Annotated in this window: 22 protein-coding genes, 1 tRNA gene and 1 pseudogene; 17 read left to right on the top strand and 7 right to left on the bottom strand. The window is 55.4% G+C overall.

Annotated elements, in window-relative coordinates; all coding sequences use genetic code 11:
* Positions 1-83: 83 nt before the first annotated feature.
* From AAC622_RS12255 to AAC622_RS12280, 6 genes and pseudogenes are all read left to right on the top strand, one after another.
* A pseudogene (locus AAC622_RS12255) lies at positions 84-611 on the top strand (sensor histidine kinase); the annotation flags it as partial.
* A gap of 3 nt (positions 612-614) precedes the next feature.
* Positions 615-1,106, top strand: a complete 492-nt coding sequence (locus AAC622_RS12260; protein ID WP_340262954.1) for an HPr kinase/phosphorylase — start codon at positions 615-617, stop codon at positions 1,104-1,106.
* A gap of 78 nt (positions 1,107-1,184) precedes the next feature.
* Positions 1,185-2,114, top strand: a complete 930-nt coding sequence (gene rapZ, locus AAC622_RS12265) for an RNase adapter RapZ (RefSeq protein ID WP_340262955.1) — start codon at positions 1,185-1,187, stop codon at positions 2,112-2,114.
* Positions 2,115-2,134: 20 nt separating this feature from the next.
* Positions 2,135-2,527 carry a PTS sugar transporter subunit IIA gene (locus tag AAC622_RS12270; RefSeq protein ID WP_317657278.1) on the top strand — a complete coding sequence of 131 codons (393 nt, stop codon included), beginning with the start codon at positions 2,135-2,137 and terminating at the stop codon, positions 2,525-2,527.
* Complete coding sequence (locus tag AAC622_RS12275) at positions 2,524-2,802, top strand: HPr family phosphocarrier protein (RefSeq protein WP_340262957.1); 279 nt, start codon at positions 2,524-2,526, stop codon at positions 2,800-2,802. Before AAC622_RS12270 ends, AAC622_RS12275 begins: the two co-directional genes overlap by 4 nt.
* A gap of 77 nt (positions 2,803-2,879) precedes the next feature.
* Positions 2,880-3,758: a lysophospholipid acyltransferase family protein gene (locus tag AAC622_RS12280; RefSeq protein ID WP_340263066.1), complete on the top strand. Its 879-nt coding sequence runs from the start codon at positions 2,880-2,882 to the stop codon at positions 3,756-3,758.
* Here AAC622_RS12280 and AAC622_RS12285 read toward each other — a convergent pair.
* Positions 3,755-4,630, bottom strand: coding sequence for a 3-hydroxybutyryl-CoA dehydrogenase (locus AAC622_RS12285; protein ID WP_340262959.1), 876 nt, complete (start codon positions 4,628-4,630; stop codon positions 3,755-3,757). The genes AAC622_RS12280 and AAC622_RS12285 overlap by 4 nt on opposite strands.
* A gap of 233 nt (positions 4,631-4,863) precedes the next feature.
* Here AAC622_RS12285 and AAC622_RS12290 point away from each other — a divergent pair, with 233 nt between their 5' ends.
* The gene (locus AAC622_RS12290; RefSeq protein WP_340262961.1) at positions 4,864-5,688 is read left to right on the top strand and encodes a DUF6473 family protein; all 825 of its coding nucleotides are present in this window, start codon (positions 4,864-4,866) and stop codon (positions 5,686-5,688) included.
* Between the two features lie 61 nt (positions 5,689-5,749).
* Here AAC622_RS12290 and AAC622_RS12295 read toward each other — a convergent pair whose 3' ends face one another.
* The 5 genes from AAC622_RS12295 to AAC622_RS12315 form a co-directional block, all read right to left on the bottom strand.
* Complete coding sequence (locus AAC622_RS12295; protein ID WP_340262963.1) at positions 5,750-6,676, bottom strand: electron transfer flavoprotein subunit alpha/FixB family protein; 927 nt, start codon at positions 6,674-6,676, stop codon at positions 5,750-5,752.
* On the bottom strand, positions 6,676-7,437 hold the full coding sequence (locus tag AAC622_RS12300; RefSeq protein ID WP_340262966.1) for an electron transfer flavoprotein subunit beta/FixA family protein: 762 nt from the start codon (positions 7,435-7,437) through the stop codon (positions 6,676-6,678). The genes AAC622_RS12295 and AAC622_RS12300 overlap by 1 nt, the downstream gene beginning before the upstream one ends.
* 168 nt (positions 7,438-7,605) lie before the next feature.
* Positions 7,606-8,187: a cob(I)yrinic acid a,c-diamide adenosyltransferase gene (locus AAC622_RS12305; RefSeq protein ID WP_340262968.1), complete on the bottom strand. Its 582-nt coding sequence runs from the start codon at positions 8,185-8,187 to the stop codon at positions 7,606-7,608.
* A gap of 24 nt (positions 8,188-8,211) precedes the next feature.
* Positions 8,212-8,409, bottom strand: coding sequence for a twin transmembrane helix small protein (locus AAC622_RS12310; RefSeq protein WP_317657285.1), 198 nt, complete (start codon positions 8,407-8,409; stop codon positions 8,212-8,214).
* Between the two features lie 105 nt (positions 8,410-8,514).
* Positions 8,515-9,342, bottom strand: a complete 828-nt coding sequence (locus tag AAC622_RS12315; protein ID WP_340262970.1) for an SDR family NAD(P)-dependent oxidoreductase — start codon at positions 9,340-9,342, stop codon at positions 8,515-8,517.
* A gap of 189 nt (positions 9,343-9,531) precedes the next feature.
* Between AAC622_RS12315 and AAC622_RS12320 the strand changes: the two genes are divergently transcribed.
* The 3 genes from AAC622_RS12320 to tuf all read left to right on the top strand — a co-directional run bounded on the left by AAC622_RS12320 (position 9,532) and on the right by tuf (position 13,867).
* On the top strand, positions 9,532-11,835 hold the full coding sequence (locus AAC622_RS12320; RefSeq protein ID WP_340262972.1) for a DNA topoisomerase IV subunit A: 2,304 nt from the start codon (positions 9,532-9,534) through the stop codon (positions 11,833-11,835).
* Positions 11,836-11,862: 27 nt separating this feature from the next.
* On the top strand, positions 11,863-12,564 hold the full coding sequence (locus AAC622_RS12325; RefSeq protein WP_340262975.1) for a hypothetical protein: 702 nt from the start codon (positions 11,863-11,865) through the stop codon (positions 12,562-12,564).
* Between the two features lie 127 nt (positions 12,565-12,691).
* A complete protein-coding gene (gene tuf, locus AAC622_RS12330) occupies positions 12,692-13,867 on the top strand; it encodes an elongation factor Tu (protein ID WP_340243653.1) in 1,176 nt (391 codons plus the stop codon).
* Between the two features lie 57 nt (positions 13,868-13,924).
* Here tuf and AAC622_RS12335 read toward each other — a convergent pair whose 3' ends face one another.
* Positions 13,925-14,635, bottom strand: a complete 711-nt coding sequence (locus AAC622_RS12335) for a lysophospholipid acyltransferase family protein (RefSeq protein WP_340262978.1) — start codon at positions 14,633-14,635, stop codon at positions 13,925-13,927.
* A 124-nt stretch (positions 14,636-14,759) separates the two neighbouring features.
* Here AAC622_RS12335 and AAC622_RS12340 point away from each other — a divergent pair.
* The 7 genes from AAC622_RS12340 to rplL all read left to right on the top strand — a co-directional run bounded on the left by AAC622_RS12340 (position 14,760) and on the right by rplL (position 18,496).
* Positions 14,760-14,835 (top strand) — tRNA-Trp (locus tag AAC622_RS12340).
* A 104-nt stretch (positions 14,836-14,939) separates the two neighbouring features.
* Positions 14,940-15,131, top strand: coding sequence for a preprotein translocase subunit SecE (secE, locus tag AAC622_RS12345; RefSeq protein WP_317657489.1), 192 nt, complete (start codon positions 14,940-14,942; stop codon positions 15,129-15,131).
* 191 nt (positions 15,132-15,322) lie between these two features.
* On the top strand, positions 15,323-15,856 hold the full coding sequence (nusG, locus tag AAC622_RS12350; RefSeq protein WP_317657488.1) for a transcription termination/antitermination protein NusG: 534 nt from the start codon (positions 15,323-15,325) through the stop codon (positions 15,854-15,856).
* A gap of 151 nt (positions 15,857-16,007) precedes the next feature.
* Positions 16,008-16,460, top strand: coding sequence for a 50S ribosomal protein L11 (rplK, locus tag AAC622_RS12355; protein WP_340253991.1), 453 nt, complete (start codon positions 16,008-16,010; stop codon positions 16,458-16,460).
* A gap of 3 nt (positions 16,461-16,463) precedes the next feature.
* Positions 16,464-17,162, top strand: coding sequence for a 50S ribosomal protein L1 (gene rplA / locus AAC622_RS12360; RefSeq protein ID WP_317657486.1), 699 nt, complete (start codon positions 16,464-16,466; stop codon positions 17,160-17,162).
* Positions 17,163-17,517: 355 nt separating this feature from the next.
* Positions 17,518-18,036, top strand: coding sequence for a 50S ribosomal protein L10 (gene rplJ, locus AAC622_RS12365; protein ID WP_340262980.1), 519 nt, complete (start codon positions 17,518-17,520; stop codon positions 18,034-18,036).
* A 76-nt stretch (positions 18,037-18,112) separates the two neighbouring features.
* On the top strand, positions 18,113-18,496 hold the full coding sequence (gene rplL, locus AAC622_RS12370) for a 50S ribosomal protein L7/L12 (protein ID WP_317657484.1): 384 nt from the start codon (positions 18,113-18,115) through the stop codon (positions 18,494-18,496).
* Positions 18,497-18,679 lie beyond the last annotated feature (183 nt).

The following is an 18,679-nucleotide window of genomic DNA, read 5'->3' on the forward strand; positions in this document are numbered from 1 at the left end:
CGAACTCGCCCGATTTGTTGAGGCGCTAACGGTTCGTTCACGCGCCGATGCCACATTCTGGCCGCAGAAAAACAGTGATTCGAAATATTTCGAATGCCTCGCGATTAGATGCTGATTTGGTCAAGGAGGAGGAAGAAGAATTTGATCTTCTGCGAACCTTGCGCAACATCTGCGACTATCACGCGGGCGAGGCGCGCGCGAAAGATGTAAGTTTCATCACGGATTTGCCAGATGCGCTCATCCTGATCACCGGGCTAGAGGGGCGTTTGGCGCAGGTCTTTGTCAACCTCTTGTCCAATGCCTTGTCTTTCTGCGATGCTGGGGATGCCGTCCGTATCTGGGCGCGCAAAAGAGAGGATCGCATTTTGGTGGTGGTAGAAGATACAGGGCCAGGCATCCCTGATGACGCGCTGACGAAAGTGTTCACCCGTTTCTATTCAGAGCGGCCCCAAGCACAATTTGGCAATCACTCGGGCCTCGGCCTTGCGATTTCCAAGCAGATTGTTGAGGCGCATGGTGGGGTGATCTGGGCTGAAAATATTCGCCCCACTGAGGCTGATGTCACCTCCGACCCGCTTGGTGCGCGGTTCATCGTTGGCTTGCCGATTTAATCTATGGCTGAGGATCGTGGGAATTTTGCCAATGCGCTCGATTTGGCGCAGTTTGGCCATATGCATGGTGCTGCGCTGCGTTTGCACGCCACGGCGGTGGCGTATGAAGGGCAGGGGGTGCTTATCTTGGGGGCATCTGGTGCAGGCAAATCCTCGCTTGCGCTTGATTTGATGACGTTTGGTGCAGAGCTGATCTGCGATGACGCGATCCTGCTTGAGGCCGATACCGAAGGTTTAACCTTGCGCGCGCCCCCTGAACGCCTGCCGATGATTGAGGCGCGGGGGATTGGGCTTTTGAATGCGGGGCCATTGGTGGATCAGGCGGCCCTTGCGCTTGTCTTACATCTGCAAGACATGCCGCAGCCACGCCTGCCTGCCACCCGCATGGCGATGTGGCGCGGGCATTTTGCGCGTCTTTTGGGCGTCAATGCGCGCGTCCCGCAGACAAGCGCGGTGGTTCACGCCCTGCGACATGGCTTCGCCCCGCTCGCGTAATCGCTTGGATCGCAGCCCATTTGCGCTACAGTTGTGAGCAGGAGCCAATGCCACCCGTTCTTAACAAGTGCCAAGCCGATGGATCGCGAAGATAAAACAGGCCACCCACAGCACACGCGCCCCTCGGGAGATGACGAGGCGCAACGGGTGGTCTTTGTCACAGGGCCGTCTGGTGCGGGCCGCAGCAGCGCCATCCATACGTTAGAGGATTTGGGATACGAGGCGATTGATAACCTGCCATTGTCGCTCTTGCCCCGCCTATTGGAAGGCCCACCTTTGACGCGGCCTCTGGCGCTGGGCACAGATCCACGAAACCGCGATTTCTCCGCACAGGCATTGATTGCTGCGGTCGATGGATTGGCCGCGCATGAGCAGGTTTTATCCGAACTGGTTTATCTCGACTGCGCCGATGATGTTCTTGTTCGCCGCTTTTCAGAGACGCGGCGGCGCCATCCAATGGCCCCCGCTGAGGATACACTGACAGGCATACGCCGTGAGAAGGAATTGCTTAGCCCCGTGCGCGCCCGCGCCACAAGCCTGATCGATACCAGCAACCTCAGCCCGCATGAGTTGCGCGAGGAGATTGCGCGCCATTTTAGCGCAACAACCCCGTATCGCTTGGCGCTGACGATCCAAAGCTTTTCTTACAAGCGCGGCCTGCCGACTGGCGCCGATATGGTGTTTGACTGTCGCTTTTTGGAAAATCCGTATTGGCACGATGATCTGCGCCGATCTGATGGGCGCGACCAAGCCGTGCGCGATTTCATTGCCAAAGATCCGCGGTTCGCGCCCTTCTCCACCCAAGTTTTGGGACTGATTGAAACGCTCCTTCCTGCTTATGTTGACGAAGGAAAAACGCATCTGACAGTTGCGTTTGGATGCACGGGGGGGCAACACCGCTCTGTTGCAATGACGGAAATCATCGTAAGCCACCTTGCACAAGCGGGCTGGCAAGTGTCAAAACGTCATAGAGAATTGGAGCGGCGCGGCCTCATCGCCACGCCCTGAAATACAATAGGGTCTTGCGGGTGATAGGGATTGTTATCGTTGCACATGGTGGATTGGCCCGCGAATTGTTGGCCGCGACTGAACATGTGGTGGGGCCTGTTCACGCGGCCCGCGCGATCCCCATCGGCCCCGAAGATGATCGCGCCACCTGCCAACGTGATATTTCTGCCGCCGCAGATGCCGTGGATACAGGCTATGGTGTGGTTGTGGTTACCGATATGTATGGTGGTTCACCCTCGAACTTATCCTTGCCTGCGTGCCGCAGTGCCAACCGCAAAATTCTGACCGGTGTTAATCTGCCGATGCTGATCAAATTGGCCAAATCGCGCCATTTGCCCTTGGATCAAGCGGTGGCGCGCGCCACCGAGGCGGGGCGGCGCTATATCAACAGCTTTGATGGAACCCCTGAATGACCGAGACGGTACGCTGCGTTCTGAAAATCGTAAATGAAAAAGGCCTACACGCGCGGGCCTCTGCGAAATTTGTCGAAACAGTCGAAAAATTCGATGCCGAAGCGACAGTAAGCAAAGATGGCATTTCTGCTTCGGGCGACTCGATTATGGGCCTTTTGATGCTTGCTGCCTCGATTGGCACTGAAATTGAGGTTGAAACAACTGGCACTCAAGCGCAATCTCTGGCAGGGGCGCTGACGGAGCTTGTCGCAGATAAATTTGGCGAAGGCCGTTAAGGCCCGTTTGCGACAAGCGGCTGGAGGGGACAGACTGCGTGACTGAGACGACAGAAACAAAATCTGGCGCAGCACCCATTGTGGCGGCCGAAGTGCCGCAAGGCCCCGTCTATGATCGGCGCAGCCTGACCTACTCCAACACATTCGACAGCCCCGTCACACGCACGATTATTCGCGCGATAGAATGGATGACGGGCAAGATCACGATTATCCGCCGCGTGCGTGCATTTGAAACACTTGGTGCCCCGAAAGGGCAGGAGTTTTGGCCTGCTACGATGAAGGTCATGGGCATTGATTTGCTGACCCCAGAGGCACAGCTTGACCGTATTCCCGCAACAGGGCCCGTGGTGTTGGTGGCCAATCATCCGCATGGTTTGGTGGATGGCATGATCTTGGCTGATCTGATCGGGCGCAAAAGGCCAGATTACCGCATTTTGACCCGCGCGCTGTTGACTGGAATTGATGAAAGCGCGGCTCAATACATGATCCCCGTGCCGTTTCCCCATGAATCCGAGGCTCAGCGCAAAATGGTTGAAATGCGCGACAAAGCGATGAGTCATCTCAAGGCGGGCGGGTTGATTGCGCTTTTCCCATCAGGGGTGGTCGCCGCCGCAAAAACCGCCTTCGGCCCTGCGGTTGAAGCGGAATGGAATGTGTTTACCGCAAAGATGATCCGCACATCGGGGGCAACAATTTTGCCGCTCAATTTCCCTGGATCAAATTCGCGGTGGTATCAAATTGCCAATCGGATTTCGCCCATTTTGCGGCAGGGTCTTTTGCTGCATGAGGTGGCCCATGCGTTTGATAAACCGCAGGCCCCTGTAATCGGGCATCCGATCCTACCAGAAGACTGGAAGGAGGCCAGCGCCTCCCCGCGTCAATTTATGGCTGATTTGAGGGCGCATGTTTTGTCTTTGAAAGACAACCCTGACGCGCGATTTATGTCTAGGCCCTAGCGGGTGGGCACAGGCACTTCGCCCCGATAATCGTAAAAGCCACGCTCGGTCTTGCGTCCCAGCCACCCTGCCTCGACATATTTGGTCAAAAGCGGGCAAGGCCGATATTTCGTATCGGCCAATCCATCATGTAAGACATTCATAATGGCAAGGCAGGTGTCCAAACCGATAAAATCCGCCAATTCAAGCGGCCCCATTGGATGATTGGCGCCAAGCTTCATCGACTCGTCAATTGATTGCACGCTGCCGACACCTTCATAGAGGGTATAAACCGCCTCGTTGATCATCGGCATCAGGATGCGATTAACGATGAACGCAGGAAAATCTTCTGCTGTGGCCGATGTTTTCCCAAGGCGATCCACGACCGCCTTACAGGCCGTAAAGGTTTCGTCATCTGTTGCGATGCCGCGGATCAGTTCAACCAACTGCATCACGGGCACAGGGTTCATAAAGTGGAACCCCATAAATTTCTCAGGCCGATCCGTGCGACTGGCCAAGCGCGTGATGGAGATAGAGGAGGTGTTGGATGTCAAAATAGTATGCGGCTGCAAATGTGGAAGCAGATCTTCGAAGATGGCTTGCTTCACAGTTTCGCGTTCAGTCGCGGCCTCGATGACGAGATCAGTTTTGCCTAAGTCATAGAGGTGCAATGTCGTATGGATGCGCGCCAAGGCATTTGCCTTATCTGCGGCCGAGATTTTCTCGCGGCTCACTTGGCGCTCAAGGTTGCGGTCAATCAGCGCTACGCCCTTGTCCAACTGATCTTGGCTGACATCGTTCAGCCAGATTTCATAACCTGCCAAGGCGCAGACATGCGCGATCCCATTGCCCATCTGGCCTGCGCCTACGATGCCGATTTTGCTGATTTCCATCGCTGAACCTTTGTCTTGAAAACGCGTGGTCTTTGCATGCTGCACCATAAAAGGCGAAGCCCCAAAGACACAAGCCGTAACCGCGCAAAAGCGCTGCAGCAGTTGAGAACGCAAAGCTGCAGGATCATTCAAAAATCAACATAAAATCTTGTAAAATCTGATGGTTAGGGAATTCGTAAGAGGCTTTGGCCATTCTTTCCCTTGGGTGAGACGAATCAAGGTGGGAGCAGGCAATGAGCTTTGCCTTCAAGGGGCATGGCCCCCTCGATTATAAACTTGTGACCTATGAGGGGTCACCGATGCGGTTTCGTGGGCCGCAAATTGATCTAACCAAGCCGTTTTTGCTGTGTTTGGGCGGCTCTGAGACATTCGGCAAATTCGTGCCGCAGCCCTATCCTGACCGCTTGTCGGCGATGTTGGGGCGCCCCGTGGCGAATATGGCCGCAATGAATGCGGGGTTGGAATTGGCGCTTGGCGATGGGGCTATCGCCGATGCGATGAGTAGGGCCGAGGCGATTGTGTTGCAAATTACAGGTGCGCATCACCTGACCAACCGCTTTTATCAGGTGCATCCACGCCGCAATGATAGGTTCCTGCAACCCTCTGACATATTGCGGGTAATCTTTCGCGAGGTTGATTTCACGGATTTCCATTTCTCGCGCCATATGTTGGAACATCTTTTAACCTGTTCCGAAGATCGGTTTCAGATCGTTGTGGATGAATTAAAGATGGCTTGGATGGCGCGTATGCGTAGCCTTTTGAACCGCGCTATTTGCCCAGTTCACTTGCTATGGATCGGGCACCTCCCGCCTGCGGAAACGGGCTATTGCCGTGAGTTGTTGGCAGACCCGCTTTTTGTCACCAAAGGGATGTTGGAAGAAATAGCCGCCCAAGCGGCCTCATTGACGATATGCGTGACAACGCGTGAGGAACAAGAAAAACCAACGCGGGGCATGTTCTTTGGATTGGGAGAAGAGAAAATAGTGCGCGCTTTGCTTGGGCCTGATATCCATGTCCGCGCGGCGCGTGACCTCTCAGAGAAAATCCTCAAGCTGTAGAAAAAACAAAACCCGCGCCACCAATTCGCGGCGCGGGTCTTTAGAGCCAAGTTTGATTGGATCAGAGCTTGCCTGTCAATTCAGGCACGACATCAAACAAATCCCCAACCAGCCCGTAATCCGCCACTTGGAAAATGGGGGCTTCTTCGTCTTTGTTGATTGCCACAATCACCTTGCTGTCCTTCATACCCGCAAGGTGCTGAATGGCACCTGAGATACCAACGGCAACATAGAGATCCGGCGCGACAACCTTACCCGTCTGGCCCACCTGCCAATCATTGGGGGCGTAGCCAGAATCGACAGCAGCACGGCTTGCACCAACCGCAGCGCCCAGCTTGTCGGCCAGTCCTTCAATGAGGGCGAATTGTTCTTGGCTGCCAACCCCGCGACCACCCGAAACAACGATCCCTGCAGAGGTCAGTTCGGGACGATCCGAAGCAGCCACTTTATCCTCAACCCATTGGGACAGGCCTGTTGTGGCGGCTGTGCCAAAGGCCTCAACAGGGGCCGAGTTGCCAGTGGCGGCGGCATCGAACCCTGCGGTGCGGATGGTCATGACCTTCACGCTGTCGTTTGATTTTACCGTTTGGATGGCGTTGCCAGCGTAGATGGGGCGCTCGAACGTGTCGGCATCCACAACGCCCACAACTTCGGAAATGATCATCACATCCAGCAAAGCGGCCACACGGGGCAGCACGTTTTTTGCGTCCGAGGTCGCCGCAGCAGCAATATGGCTATAGCCGTCCGCCATCGACACGATCAAATCGGCAACTGGTTCGGCCAACATGTGGCAAAAGCCGTGATCGCCCGCAAAGATTACTTTGGATGCGCCTGCAAGGGTCGCGGCCTCTGCAGCAGCGGCATCGCTACCTTCGCCTGCAACCAGAATATGAACATCGCTCAAGCCAGATACGGCTGTGAGGGCCTTGGACACCTGATCAACGGCAAGCTGGCCGTTGGTGACATCTGCAAGAAGAAGAACCGCCATCAGATTACCCCCGCTTCGTCTTTAAGTTTCGAGATAAGCTCTTCAACCGAAGCCACCTTGATGCCCGCTTTGCGGGTTTCTGGCTCGGTCGTTTTGATCACTGTCAAACGCGGGGTCACATCCACGCCGTAATCTGCCGCCGTTTTTTCATCGAGGGGCTTTTTCTTCGCCTTCATGATGTTTGGCAGTGACGCGTAACGCGGCTCGTTCAAGCGCAGGTCAACTGTGACGATTGCGGGCATTTTGACCTTAATTGTCTGCAAGCCGCCATCAACCTCGCGGGTCACAGTGGCGCTGTCGCCCTCGACCTCAAGGGCAGAGGCGAAGGTTGCTTGGCTCCATCCCAGAAGGGCGGCAAGCATCTGACCGGTTGCGTTCATGTCATTGTCGATGGCCTGCTTGCCTGCAACCACAAGGCTTGGGCCCTCGTCTGCAATCACAGCTTTCAGGATTTTGGCAACGGCCAGAGGCTCGATATCGTGATGCACATCATCGGCGGCTTCTACAAGGATCGCGCGATCTGCCCCCATAGCCAAAGCGGTGCGCAATGTGTCTTGCGCCTGTTTTACGCCGATGGACACAACCACCACTTCCTCAGCCTTGCCCGCTTCTTTCAGGCGGATTGCCTGTTCCACGGCAATCTCGTCAAACGGGTTCATCGACATTTTCACATTGGCGAGATCAACACCCGAGCCATCCGCTTTGACACGAACTTTTACGTTATAGTCGATCACGCGCTTGACCGGCACCAGAATTTTCATCCGCACGTTCTCCAGTTAAAGCATTTCGATCATGCGCCGCGGCGCGATTATTCAGACGCTGTTTTAATCGCTGATTCCCTGCGGCAACAGACCAAAAGCGGCATCTGAGACGCTCTAACGCGGCGCTGCTCTCGGGAAAACTAATTTTAAAGGCTTGTTTGCGGTAACCTACTCAGCCTCGCGATTGGCGCCTGGTGTCCACAAAATATCGGCTTTGCCACCCTCATTGGCCACGCGACCCGCAACGAAGAACCAATCAGAGAGGCGGTTTAGATATTTCACCGCCATAGGGTTGACCGATTCCATCGTTGCCAATTCCACGCAATTCCGCTCGGCACGGCGGCAGACGGTGCGACACATGTGCAGATGTGCCGACAAGGCGTTGCCACCTGGCAAAATGAAACTGCGCAGCGGTTCCAAATCGGCGTTCATCTTGTCGATTTCTTTTTCCAAACGCGTCACTTGCGCCTCAACAATACGTAGGGCGGGATAGGGGCGTTCGGCGTCTTTCTCGATATTTGGGGTGCAAAGATCAGCCCCTAGGTCGAAAAGATCGTTTTGAATGCGGGCAAGATGCGCACTCATCTCGTCACTGGCTTCAAGCCGCGCGATGCCCAAGGTCGCGTTTAACTCGTCCACGGTTCCATATGCTGTGACGCGCATGGAATGTTTCGCCACGCGGCTGCCATCACCCAAGGCGGTTTCACCGTCATCACCTGTTTTTGTGTAAATTTTGTTCAAAACAACCATGGGTCTGCTCCCTTAATTGGCTGGCTAGCCGCGCAAAATGACAAAAAGAACGATCAAAATCACCGCCACAAATTGCGCGATGATACGGGCTTGCATGAATTTATTGGATTGCTTCGCGCTTTCGGCGGTGCCTTTGCGGAAGGAATTAATGCCAAGAAACAAGATCGCCACAACGACCAGACAGGCCAAGGCGACAACAATAAAAAGTGGGTCGTTGATCATTTGGGTTTCCCTTCGGTCGTGGCGGTCTGTGATAGGCCACAGCTAGGGCGTTTTTTACAGAGGCGAATTATTTTTGCCAGAGGGCAGTGGACGGATGCGGCAATCTCACCCTTTTGCGATCAGCCAATCAAGGGCGCGGGTCGGTAACACCCGTTTCGCGGTCGACATGAAGTAGCTTGGCGTTGTGATGTAATAGCGCGGCTTGGGGCGTGGTGCCTCAAGCGCATGAACAAGCTTCTTCAGAACCGCCTCGGGAGGCAGTTCAAAGGGGTCAGGCCCGCGCTCTTCATAGAGGCGTTTCAACAAGCCGTTGCGATATTGATCCGCGCGTGCAGAATTTTCCCAATCAATCCATTTTTCGAAAAGCGGAATAGAATTCTGTCGGATTTTCGAGGTGACGGGCCCCGTGTTCAATGTGCTGATGCTGATATTTGTATCCCGCATCTCAAGGCGCAGTGTGTCGGTCAGCCCTTCAAGCGCGAATTTGGTCGACACATAAGCCGCGCGCCATTTCAAGGTCACAAGCCCTAAGATAGACGAATGTTGCACGATGCGGCCATGCCCCTGTGCGCGCATCACAGGGATCACGCGGCGCGTCAGATCATGAACGCCAAAGACATTGGTTTCGAAAATCTCGGCCAGAGCGCCGCGTGGCAAATCTTCGACTGCACCAGGGATGCCAAAGGCCCCGTTTGAGAAAAGCGCGTCAAGGGTGCCGCCCGTCAGCTCAAGGCAGTTTGCAAGCCCCGTCTCCACAGATGCAGGGTCGGCGTAATCCAATTGCACGGCCTCGAACCCATCGGCGCGCAGCGCCGCAACATCCGCCGTTTTGCGGGCGCTTGTGATGACCCGCCAACCGTGTGCCCGCAACCCGTGCGCGCAGCACGCCCCGATGCCTGACGAACAGCCTGTTATCAGAATAGATTTTGTCATGGTCTTTGCCTTCGCCCTGTCGCAGCCTTTGCCTATGTGTGACGCACAAAATGCGCAATCACGGATCACAGCGGTGACCTGCTATTCTGGCGATCTGGGGCAAAAAACCGCGCAGGCGAGGAATAATTTATCGCAATGGGCGCACGGGGCGCTTGTTTGGTCGGGGCAATTTGCCTATCAGGTTGTGCAATGAGCGAGCAGAATGACAGTTTTCACGAGAGGCGGGAAGTTGAGCCGCTCAGCCGTGCCATTGGCACGCGCTATCTGCAATATGCGCTGTCTACCATCATGCATCGAGCCCTGCCTGATGCGCGTGATGGCCTGAAACCTGTTCATCGCCGCATCCTGTTTGCAATGCGCGAGTTGCGTTTGGCCTCGAACGGAGGCTTCCGTAAATCTGCGAAAATCTCAGGCGATGTGATGGGGAATTACCACCCACATGGCGATGCCGCGATTTATGACGCAATGGCGCGTTTGGCCCAAGATTTTAACCTGCGCTATCCATTGGTCGATGGTCAGGGAAATTTTGGAAATATTGATGGCGATAACCCCGCGGCAAGCCGATATACTGAGGCGCGCATGACCGCGATGGCCGAGGCGCTGCTTGAAGGTTTGGACGAAAACGCCGTTGATTTCCGCCCCAATTACGATGGCACCTTGACGGAACCCGAGGTTCTGCCCGCAGCCTTCCCCAATCTTTTGGCGAACGGGGCGAGCGGGATTGCGGTGGGCATGGCCACAAACATTCCTCCGCATAATTTGGACGAGCTCATCGCCGCATGTTTGCATTTGATCAAAACCCCAGATGCCCGCGATGAAACACTCTTGAATTATATCCAAGGCCCCGATTTCCCCACAGGAGGCGTGATTGTCGAGCCGCGTGATAGTATCGCGGAAACATATCGCACGGGCCGTGGCGCGTTTCGCTTGCGTGCAAAATGGGAGGTCGAGGATCAAGGCCGCGGATCATGGGTGATCGTGGTTACAGAAATCCCGTTTCAGGTTCAAAAATCCAAGCTGATCGAAAAGCTGGCCGAACTGATCCAAACAAAAAAAGTGCCGATTTTGGCGGATCTTCGAGATGAATCGACCGAAGATATTCGCATCGTGCTTGAGCCGCGCTCGCGCAATGTAGACCCAGAAGTTTTGATGGGGATGCTGTTCCGCAATTCAGACCTTGAGACGCGGTTTTCGCTGAATATGAATGTGCTGATCGATGGGCGCGTGCCAAAAGTGTGCAGCCTCAAGGAAGTGCTGCGCGCCTTCCTCGACCATCGCCGCGATGTGTTGATTCGCCGTTCCGAGCATCGCGTGGCAAAAATCGATCACCGCTTAGAGGTTCTTGAAGGCTTTCTGATCGCCTTCCTCAACCTTGACCGCGTGATTGATATTATCCGCTATGACCAAGACCCCAAAGCTGCACTGATGCGCGAAGATTGGTCACGCACATTCGTGCGCGCCACCTCCGAATTGGATTATCAGACCCCGCCCGAAGGCGAGGGTGAACTGACCGAAACGCAAACCGATGCCATTCTCAACATGCGTCTGCGCAGTCTGCGCCGACTGGAGGAGATGGAATTGCAGCGCGAACGTGACGCGCTGATGGAGGAGCGTGCGGGCCTAGAGGATTTGTTGGAAACCGAAAGCTTGCAATGGGCGCGGATTGCCGATGAATTGCGTGAATTCCGCAAGAAATTTGGCGCAAGCGCCGAAGGTGGCGCACGCCGCACCGCCTTTGCCGAAGCGGGCGAGATTGAAGATGTGCCGCTTGAGGCGATGATTGAGCGCGAACCGATTACGGTGGTGTGTTCAGCCATGGGATGGGTGCGGGCAGTCAAAGGCCATGTTGATCTTGGCACAGAGATGAAGTTCCGCGATGGCGATGCGGGCCGTTTCCTGTTCCATGCGGAAACAACCGATAAGTTGCTGGCTTTTGCCTCCAACGGACGTTTCTACACGATCCAAGCCTCAAACCTGCCTGGCGGGCGCGGCTTGGGCGAGCCGTTGCGCCTGATGGTAGATTTGCCCAATGAGGCCGAGATTTTGGCGTTCTTCCCCTATCGTGAGGGGCAAAAGCTACTTTTGGCCTCCAGTGCGGGGGACGGGTTCCTCGTTGCTGAAGATGAGGTTTTGGCGCAGACGCGCACAGGGCGGCAAGTCTTAAACCTGCGCGAAGGTGTGCGCGCGGTTGTCTGCCATAGATTGGCGGCAGAGGATGATCACATCGCCGTTGTCGGTGAAAATCGCAAAGTGCTGATCTTCCCTCTTGACGAATTGCCCGAACTTGGGCGCGGTAAAGGTGTGCGGCTGCAAAAATACAAAGATGGCGGTTTGGTCGATGCGCGTGGCTTGCGTTTGGCCGATGGTCTAAGTTGGTCTGATCCTGCGGGACGCACCCGCACGGAAACAGAACTTGCCGATTGGATTGGCAAACGGGCCACAGCAGGGCGCATGGCACCGCGCGGTTTCCCAAGGGATAACCGCTTTACATAACCGCTTTGACAACACTGGGGGTCTGTCATGCGATTTTTAACATTCTCAAGGCGCAGTGTTGCGGCGGGAATGATGTCCCTGCTGCTAATTGGTTGTGCAGCCCCCGATCCTTTGGGGCAGGCGCAAATCCCGATGGGGGATTTTGCCTTGGGGTTCAATATTGTTGTTGCTGATAATATGCAGCAAGTCCCCCCCTCACGCGATGCCACACCCGAAGAGTGGATTGCGGTGATCTCCTCAGAGATTGATCGCCGATTTGGCGCATATGAGGGGGATAAGCTCTACCATATTGCGCTGAGTGTAGATGCCTATTCTCTGGCCCATCCTGGTATTCCCGTCCTTCTCAGCCCAAAATCGGTTTTGGTGATTTCTGCCAATATTTGGGACGATGCGGCAGGGGTGAAATTGCATGAGGCACCCAACCAAATCACCATTTTTGAGGGCGCGTCACCCGATACGATATTTGGGTCGGGCTTCACCCGTGACCGCGAAGAACAGATGCAGATTTTGGCCCGCAACGCGGCCAAGCGCGTGCAGGCATGGATGCTTGAAAACCCGCAATGGTTTGGCATTGACCCCGATGCGGCAAATGCGGCGCTTGAGGGATTAGATGTGCCCCCCGATCCTTTGGCTGAGGCGGATCTTACTGCCCTTGAGGTGCCCGAAATGGCCGTGAAAGAAACCAGTGCCACGCCAACTGTCACGCCCGTTCCACGTCCTGCGCCCTAACCCAGTTAGCAACCATGGGCTGAATGATTTGAATGTCGTCTTGATTTTTTGTCTCAGGCCTCGTAACGAGCGCGCGTGTTGAACTCGGGCACAGATTTTGCCCCCCAAAAAATGAGGCGCCAGGGCTATGGCAAAGGAAAAGTTTGAACGTAATAAGCCGCACGTGAACATTGGCACGATTGGTCACGTTGACCACGGCAAGACGACACTGACAGCGGCTATCACGAAGTATTTTGGTGATTTCAAGGCGTATGATCAGATTGACGGCGCACCTGAAGAGAAGGCGCGTGGGATCACGATTTCGACTGCGCATGTTGAGTATGAGACAGATGCGCGTCACTACGCGCATGTGGACTGCCCTGGTCACGCTGACTATGTGAAGAACATGATCACCGGTGCGGCGCAGATGGACGGCGCGATCTTGGTTGTGAACGCGGCGGACGGCCCTATGCCACAGACGCGCGAGCACATTTTGCTTGGTCGTCAGGTTGGTATCCCTGCGATGGTTGTTTACATGAACAAAGTCGATCAGGTTGATGACGAAGAGTTGTTGGAACTTGTTGAGATGGAAATCCGCGAGCTTCTGTCTTCTTACGACTTCCCTGGCGATGACATTCCTGTTGTTAAAGGGTCTGCTTTGGCTGCGATGGAAGGCCGTGACGCAGAGATCGGTGAGAACTCGATCCGCGCGTTGATGGAAGCTGTTGACAGCTACATCCCAACGCCTGCACGCGCAGTTGACCAGCCATTCTTGATGCCAATTGAAGACGTGTTCTCGATTTCTGGCCGCGGCACAGTTGTGACGGGCCGTGTTGAGCGTGGTGTGATCAATGTGGGTGACGAGATTGAGATCGTTGGTATCCGCGACACCTCCAAGACGACCTGCACAGGCGTTGAGATGTTCCGCAAGCTGCTTGACCGTGGTGAAGCGGGCGACAATATCGGCGCGCTTCTGCGTGGTGTCGACCGTGAGGGCGTTGAGCGTGGTCAGGTTCTCTGCAAGCCAGGTTCTGTGAAGCCACACACGAAGTTCGAAGCTGAGGCCTATATCCTCACAAAAGAAGAAGGTGGTCGTCACACCCCATTCTTCGCGAACTACCGTCCTCAGTTCTACTTCCGCACCACGGACGTTACCGGCACTGTGACCCTGCCTTCTGGCACGGAAATGGTTATGCCCGGCGACAACCTGAAGTTCGAAGTCGAGCTGATCGCCCCCATCGCGATGGAAGATGGTCTGCGCTTCGCCATCCGCGAAGGCGGCCGCACAGTCGGCGCAGGCGTGGTCTCCAAAATCATCGCTTAATCGCTAGCGATTTTCTAAACTCAAAGAAAGCCGCGCCTTCCGGGGCGGCTTTCTTCATTAAAGCTGTGCGGTATTGTGACCTACTTTGTGATCTGCTGCGAGCGCCTCTGCATCCATGAAGGATTGCAGTCTTTCGGCCAGTGCGGCGGTCTCGGCCTCCGAGAGCTTCGGGGGCACAGTCTCCTCCCAAACCCGCCAACGCAGATGCAGTTTGGTAAAAGGCAGCGGGAAGATAAGCCGATCCCATGTTGGCCATTTGAGATAATGTTTGGCTGAAAACGTAAAACTGACCACAGGCACTTGGGCGGAGCGCGCCCATTGGATCGGGGTTGATTTTGCGACCCGCGCAGGCCCGCGTGGCCCATCTGGCGAAACGCCAATCGAGATGCCCTCGCGCAACCCTTTTAGGATCAGGCGCAATTCGGCGGCCCCAAGGATACCGCGCGGCATTGGCACGCTTTCATAGCCGAAATGGCGGTGGATATGGCCCACCAACCGCCCCGCCCGTGCATCAGACGTCAGGCTGCGACAGCGATATTTAGAAAGATCAAACATAAAAGGCGTCATCATCAGCCGTTGATGCCAACAAACGATGATCACAGCGCCGTGGGTGGCTAATGCCGTCTCAATCTGTGTCCAACCCTCTTCCTCGCGGCGCGAGGTTATGCGCACCAACCGCGCCCATGCCCCGAAAGCCGCTGCAACCGCGCGATTTGCAAAGGCGGAATTTGCGATCCTTTTGCGTAGGGTTGTGGCGGTCTTGGTCATAGCTAGGTTCCTTCGCGCAAACTGTCCCGCCGTGCAAGCATCAAGCGGGAGATAAACCATGGAAATCTGCGCAGCCTTCCTCTTGCATTGGGGGCCAAGCCCCGCTATCAGCATGCACGGCCTTAGGGGTATAGCTCAGTTGGTAGAGCAACGGATTCCAAATCCGTAGGCCGCGGGTTCGAATCCTGCTGCCCCTGCCACTTTCCTTGATTATCAACCTTGGACTGCACATAGCGTGCTTCGCGGCTTGCATCATCGGGCGCGCTTGCCTATATCAGCCGACAATCGAAAAAGGTAAAAGTCCATGGCCAACCCGATCCAATTTGTTCAACAAACCCGCGCCGAGATTGCCAAGATCGTTTGGCCGACCCGCCGCGAGCTTGTGACCACCACCGCGATGGTATTCGCGATGGCGGTTTTGGCGGCGTTGTTCTTTTTCATGGTCGATTGGCTGATCCGCCAAGGTTTGGAATTGCTGCTGACGGCGGTAGGCTAAGACCCTTGAACCCTTGATTTTCCCTATTTCGGGGGGTAGGGGGACGGAGAACATTTCCCGGTGGCGTGTATCGATTCGAGATACACGCTGATTTTTTGTTTCGGGACGGCACGCGCGGCATGATGCCAAGCGGTTGGACACTAAAATAACTGGCGCGCGATTGCGCCTTATGTCGAGGATGGAAGAAGCGGATGGCGAAACGGTGGTATTCGGTGAGCGTGCTGTCAAATTTTGAGAAGCGCATCGCCGAGCAGATCAGAAACGCCGTGGCCGAAAAGGGCCTCGAGGATGAGATCGAAGAAGTTCTCGTTCCTGAAGAGGAAGTGATCGAGATTCGCCGTGGCAAGAAAGTCACCGTCCCGCGCCGCTTTATGCCTGGCTATGTTCTGGTGCGCATGGAATTGACCGACCGCGCCTATCATGCTGTGTCTTCGATCCCGCGCGTCACAGGGTTCCTTGGGCCGCAGGGCCGCCCCATGCCGATGCGCGATGATGAAGTGAACGCGATCCTAAACCGTGTTGAAGAGGGCGAGGCCAGCCCCCGCTCGACCATCACCTTTGATGTTGGTGAAAAGGTTAAGGTTAATGACGGGCCGTTTGAAGATTTCGATGGCATGGTCGAAGAAGTTGATGATGAGAACCAGCGCCTCAAGGTGACGGTCTCGATTTTCGGGCGCGCAACGCCCGTGGAATTGGAATTCACGCAGGTGTCGAAAACCGCCTGATGTGGGTGCGGCGCGCAGGCGCCGCTCATTCGTGGGAGGCAGGATCATGCGCGCATGATGTGCCGAACCACGCTAGCGACTGGGAAAGGGACGCGTCCCGATCCTGATAGGGTGCAGCAAAGCTGTGCCGATGAAAAAAAGGAGAGGCCAGATGGCCAAGAAACTTGCTGGAACGATGAAGCTGCAGATCCCTGCAGGTCAAGCTAACCCATCCCCACCTGTTGGCCCTGCATTGGGTCAGCGCGGGATTAACATCATGGAATTCTGCAAGGCGTTCAACGCCAAGACCGCAGATATGGAGCAGGGCGCCCCGTGCCCCACCTTGATCACCTATTACCAAGACAAATCTTTTGCGATGGAAATCAAGACGCCGCCTGCGTCTTATTACCTGAAAAAGGCCGCAGGTTTGAAATCTGTTGGAAAGCGCAACCGCCCACGCGGTGCCGAAAATCCTGGTCGTGAGACTATCGCAACTGTGACTGTTGCTCAGGTTCGTGAAATCGCTGAAGCTAAGATGAAAGACCTAAGCGCGAACGATGTTGAAGCGGCAATGAAAATCATCCTCGGCTCTGCAAAGTCGATGGGTATCGAGGTGAAAGGGTAAGTTATGGGCAAGATTGGTAAGCGCGTAACGGCAGCCCGTGCCGCCTTCGCAGGAAAAGAAGACATCACAATCGAAGAAGCCGTTGAGCTGATCAAAGCCAATGCTTCGGCAAAATTCGATGAATCGGTTGATATTTCAATGAACTTGGGCGTTGACCCTCGTCACGCTGACCAAATGGTGCGCGGCACAGTGACCTTGCCAAATGGCACAGGCAAATCTGTGCGCGTTGCGGTTTTCGCACGCGGTCCTAAGGCAGATGAAGCCAAGGCTGCAGGCGCGGATATCGTTGGCGCGGAAGACCTGATGGAAATCGTTCAGGGCGGCAAGATCGAGTTTGATCGCTGCATCGCAACCCCTGACATGATGCCAATCGTGGGCCGTTTGGGTAAGGTTCTTGGGCCTCGTAACCTGATGCCAAACCCAAAAATCGGCACTGTGACCATGGACGTTAAAGAGGCAGTAGAAGCGGCCAAAGGCGGTCAGGTTCAGTTTAAGGTCGAGAAGGCGGGCATCGTTCATTGTGCAGTTGGCAAAGCCAGCTTTGACGCAGCGAAACTGGCGGAAAACATCCGCGCCTTTGTCGACGCTGTATCGAAGTCCAAGCCAGCAGGCGCAAAAGGCACTTATTTGAAGCGTATCACGCTCAGCTCCACCATGGGGCCTGGCGTGTCGGTTAGCGTTGAAAGCGCGACCAACGCGTAAACAGTTTTGGCCCTCTCTGTGCGAGGGGGCCGAAAACCGCGGGGTTTGACCGCAAGAACTCGGGTGGGACAACTTTGGTCACAAAGTGGTGTTCCCTCTTGGGTTTCTTTGCGTTCTGTCGTATGGCCCCGTCTCGACCCGTGTCTGCGATTCGCTCGTGGGTGCGGTCACCTGTCCGAGACGGAGGGTGGGCGCATGCCCGTAAATCCTTCCTGAGATGGGAAACGAGTTTCGGATTTCCGCAAGGCCACCGCGCCTTCGGGCGGTCTGGCTCGGGCCCCTCACTTGGACCCGAAGAGGTAGGGAAACCTGCCAAACTTGAGCCGGGGGGTGACCCCCTAATTGGAGTAGAACTGTGGATAGAGCCCAGAAAGAGAGAGTGGTCGAGGAACTCGGCCAAATCTTTGAAAGCTCTGGCGTTGTCGTGGTGTCTCACTACGCGGGCCTCACGGTTGCTGAGATGCAAGACCTGCGCGCGAAAATGCGCGAAGCTGGTGGGTCTGTACGCGTCGCCAAGAACAGGCTCGCCAAGATCGCCCTTCAAGGAACGCCTGCCGAAGGCATTGCTGACCTGATGACGGGTATGACTGTGTTGTCCTATTCCGAGGATCCTGTGGCTGCGGCCAAGGTTGCCGAGGACTACGCCAAGGCGAATGCTAAATTCGTTATCATTGGCGGTGCTATGGGTGGCACTGTGCTTGATCAAGCTGGCGTTAAAGCCGTTGCGTCCATGCCATCCCGTGAGGAGCTTATTGCTTCGATCGTGGGCTGCATTGGGGCACCTGCTTCCAACATCGCCGGCGCAATTGGCGCACCTGCTTCGAATATTGCGAACATCCTTTCGACCATCGAAGAGAAGGCCGAAGCCGCATAATGCAACCTTGAGACCCGTTATGTTTGGCTATGCCGCATGACGTTGGATCACAAATTTTAGATACGGAAACCGAAAAATGGCTGATATCAAAAAACTTGCCGAAGAGATCGTGGGCTTGACCCTTCTCGAAGCACAAGAACTGAAGAACTACCTCAAAGACGAATATGGCATCGAGCCTGCTGCAGGCGGCGCTGTCATGATGGCAGGCCCTGCTGCTGGTGGTGACGCCGGCGCAGCTGCTGAAGAGAAAACCGAATTTGACGTTATCCTGAAATCTGCTGGCGGCAATAAAATTGCTGTCATCAAAGAAGTTCGCGGCATCACAGGTCTTGGCCTCGTTGAAGCGAAGAACCTCGTTGAAGCAGGTGGCAAGGCCGTCAAAGAAGGCGTTGCAAAAGCAGAAGCAGACGACATCAAAGCCAAGCTCGAAGCAGCTGGCGCAGAAGTCGAACTCAAGTAATCATGGTAGGAATGCGCGTGGCGCATTCCCCATGTTGCGATGTGGCTGGGCGGGTTTTTCCTGTCCAGCCATCCTCACCTAGATGAGGGCCTTGGTGGCCAAGACCTTCTTCTAGGTGTGGTGCAGGATCGGGAGCTTGCTGGTGGGACGGCAGGCATGAATGGATCCTCCATCCGCTTGTTT

The sequence above is a fragment of the Roseobacter sp. HKCCA0882 genome, from assembly GCF_037805225.1.
Taxonomy (GTDB): Bacteria; Pseudomonadota; Alphaproteobacteria; order Rhodobacterales; family Rhodobacteraceae; genus M30B80.

Bases quoted from the DNA above. Each gene is read 5' to 3' on its own strand.
- AAC622_RS12260 (WP_340262954.1), top strand. From the start codon at position 615: ATGGCTGAGGATCGTGGGAATTTTGCCAATGCGCTCGATTTGGCGCAG.
- rapZ (WP_340262955.1), top strand. From the start codon at position 1,185: ATGGATCGCGAAGATAAAACAGGCCACCCACAGCACACGCGCCCCTCG.
- AAC622_RS12275 (WP_340262957.1), top strand. From the start codon at position 2,524: ATGACCGAGACGGTACGCTGCGTTCTGAAAATCGTAAATGAAAAAGGC.
- AAC622_RS12285 (WP_340262959.1), bottom strand. From the start codon at position 4,630: ATGGAAATCAGCAAAATCGGCATCGTAGGCGCAGGCCAGATGGGCAAT.
- AAC622_RS12290 (WP_340262961.1), top strand. From the start codon at position 4,864: ATGAGCTTTGCCTTCAAGGGGCATGGCCCCCTCGATTATAAACTTGTG.
- AAC622_RS12295 (WP_340262963.1), bottom strand. From the start codon at position 6,676: ATGGCGGTTCTTCTTCTTGCAGATGTCACCAACGGCCAGCTTGCCGTT.
- AAC622_RS12300 (WP_340262966.1), bottom strand. From the start codon at position 7,437: ATGAAAATTCTGGTGCCGGTCAAGCGCGTGATCGACTATAACGTAAAA.
- AAC622_RS12305 (WP_340262968.1), bottom strand. From the start codon at position 8,187: ATGGTTGTTTTGAACAAAATTTACACAAAAACAGGTGATGACGGTGAA.
- AAC622_RS12310 (WP_317657285.1), bottom strand. From the start codon at position 8,409: ATGATCAACGACCCACTTTTTATTGTTGTCGCCTTGGCCTGTCTGGTC.
- AAC622_RS12315 (WP_340262970.1), bottom strand. From the start codon at position 9,342: ATGACAAAATCTATTCTGATAACAGGCTGTTCGTCAGGCATCGGGGCG.
- AAC622_RS12320 (WP_340262972.1), top strand. From the start codon at position 9,532: ATGAGCGAGCAGAATGACAGTTTTCACGAGAGGCGGGAAGTTGAGCCG.
- AAC622_RS12325 (WP_340262975.1), top strand. From the start codon at position 11,863: ATGCGATTTTTAACATTCTCAAGGCGCAGTGTTGCGGCGGGAATGATG.
- tuf (WP_340243653.1), top strand. From the start codon at position 12,692: ATGGCAAAGGAAAAGTTTGAACGTAATAAGCCGCACGTGAACATTGGC.
- AAC622_RS12335 (WP_340262978.1), bottom strand. From the start codon at position 14,635: ATGACCAAGACCGCCACAACCCTACGCAAAAGGATCGCAAATTCCGCC.
- secE (WP_317657489.1), top strand. From the start codon at position 14,940: ATGGCCAACCCGATCCAATTTGTTCAACAAACCCGCGCCGAGATTGCC.
- nusG (WP_317657488.1), top strand. From the start codon at position 15,323: ATGGCGAAACGGTGGTATTCGGTGAGCGTGCTGTCAAATTTTGAGAAG.
- rplK (WP_340253991.1), top strand. From the start codon at position 16,008: ATGGCCAAGAAACTTGCTGGAACGATGAAGCTGCAGATCCCTGCAGGT.
- rplA (WP_317657486.1), top strand. From the start codon at position 16,464: ATGGGCAAGATTGGTAAGCGCGTAACGGCAGCCCGTGCCGCCTTCGCA.
- rplL (WP_317657484.1), top strand. From the start codon at position 18,113: ATGGCTGATATCAAAAAACTTGCCGAAGAGATCGTGGGCTTGACCCTT.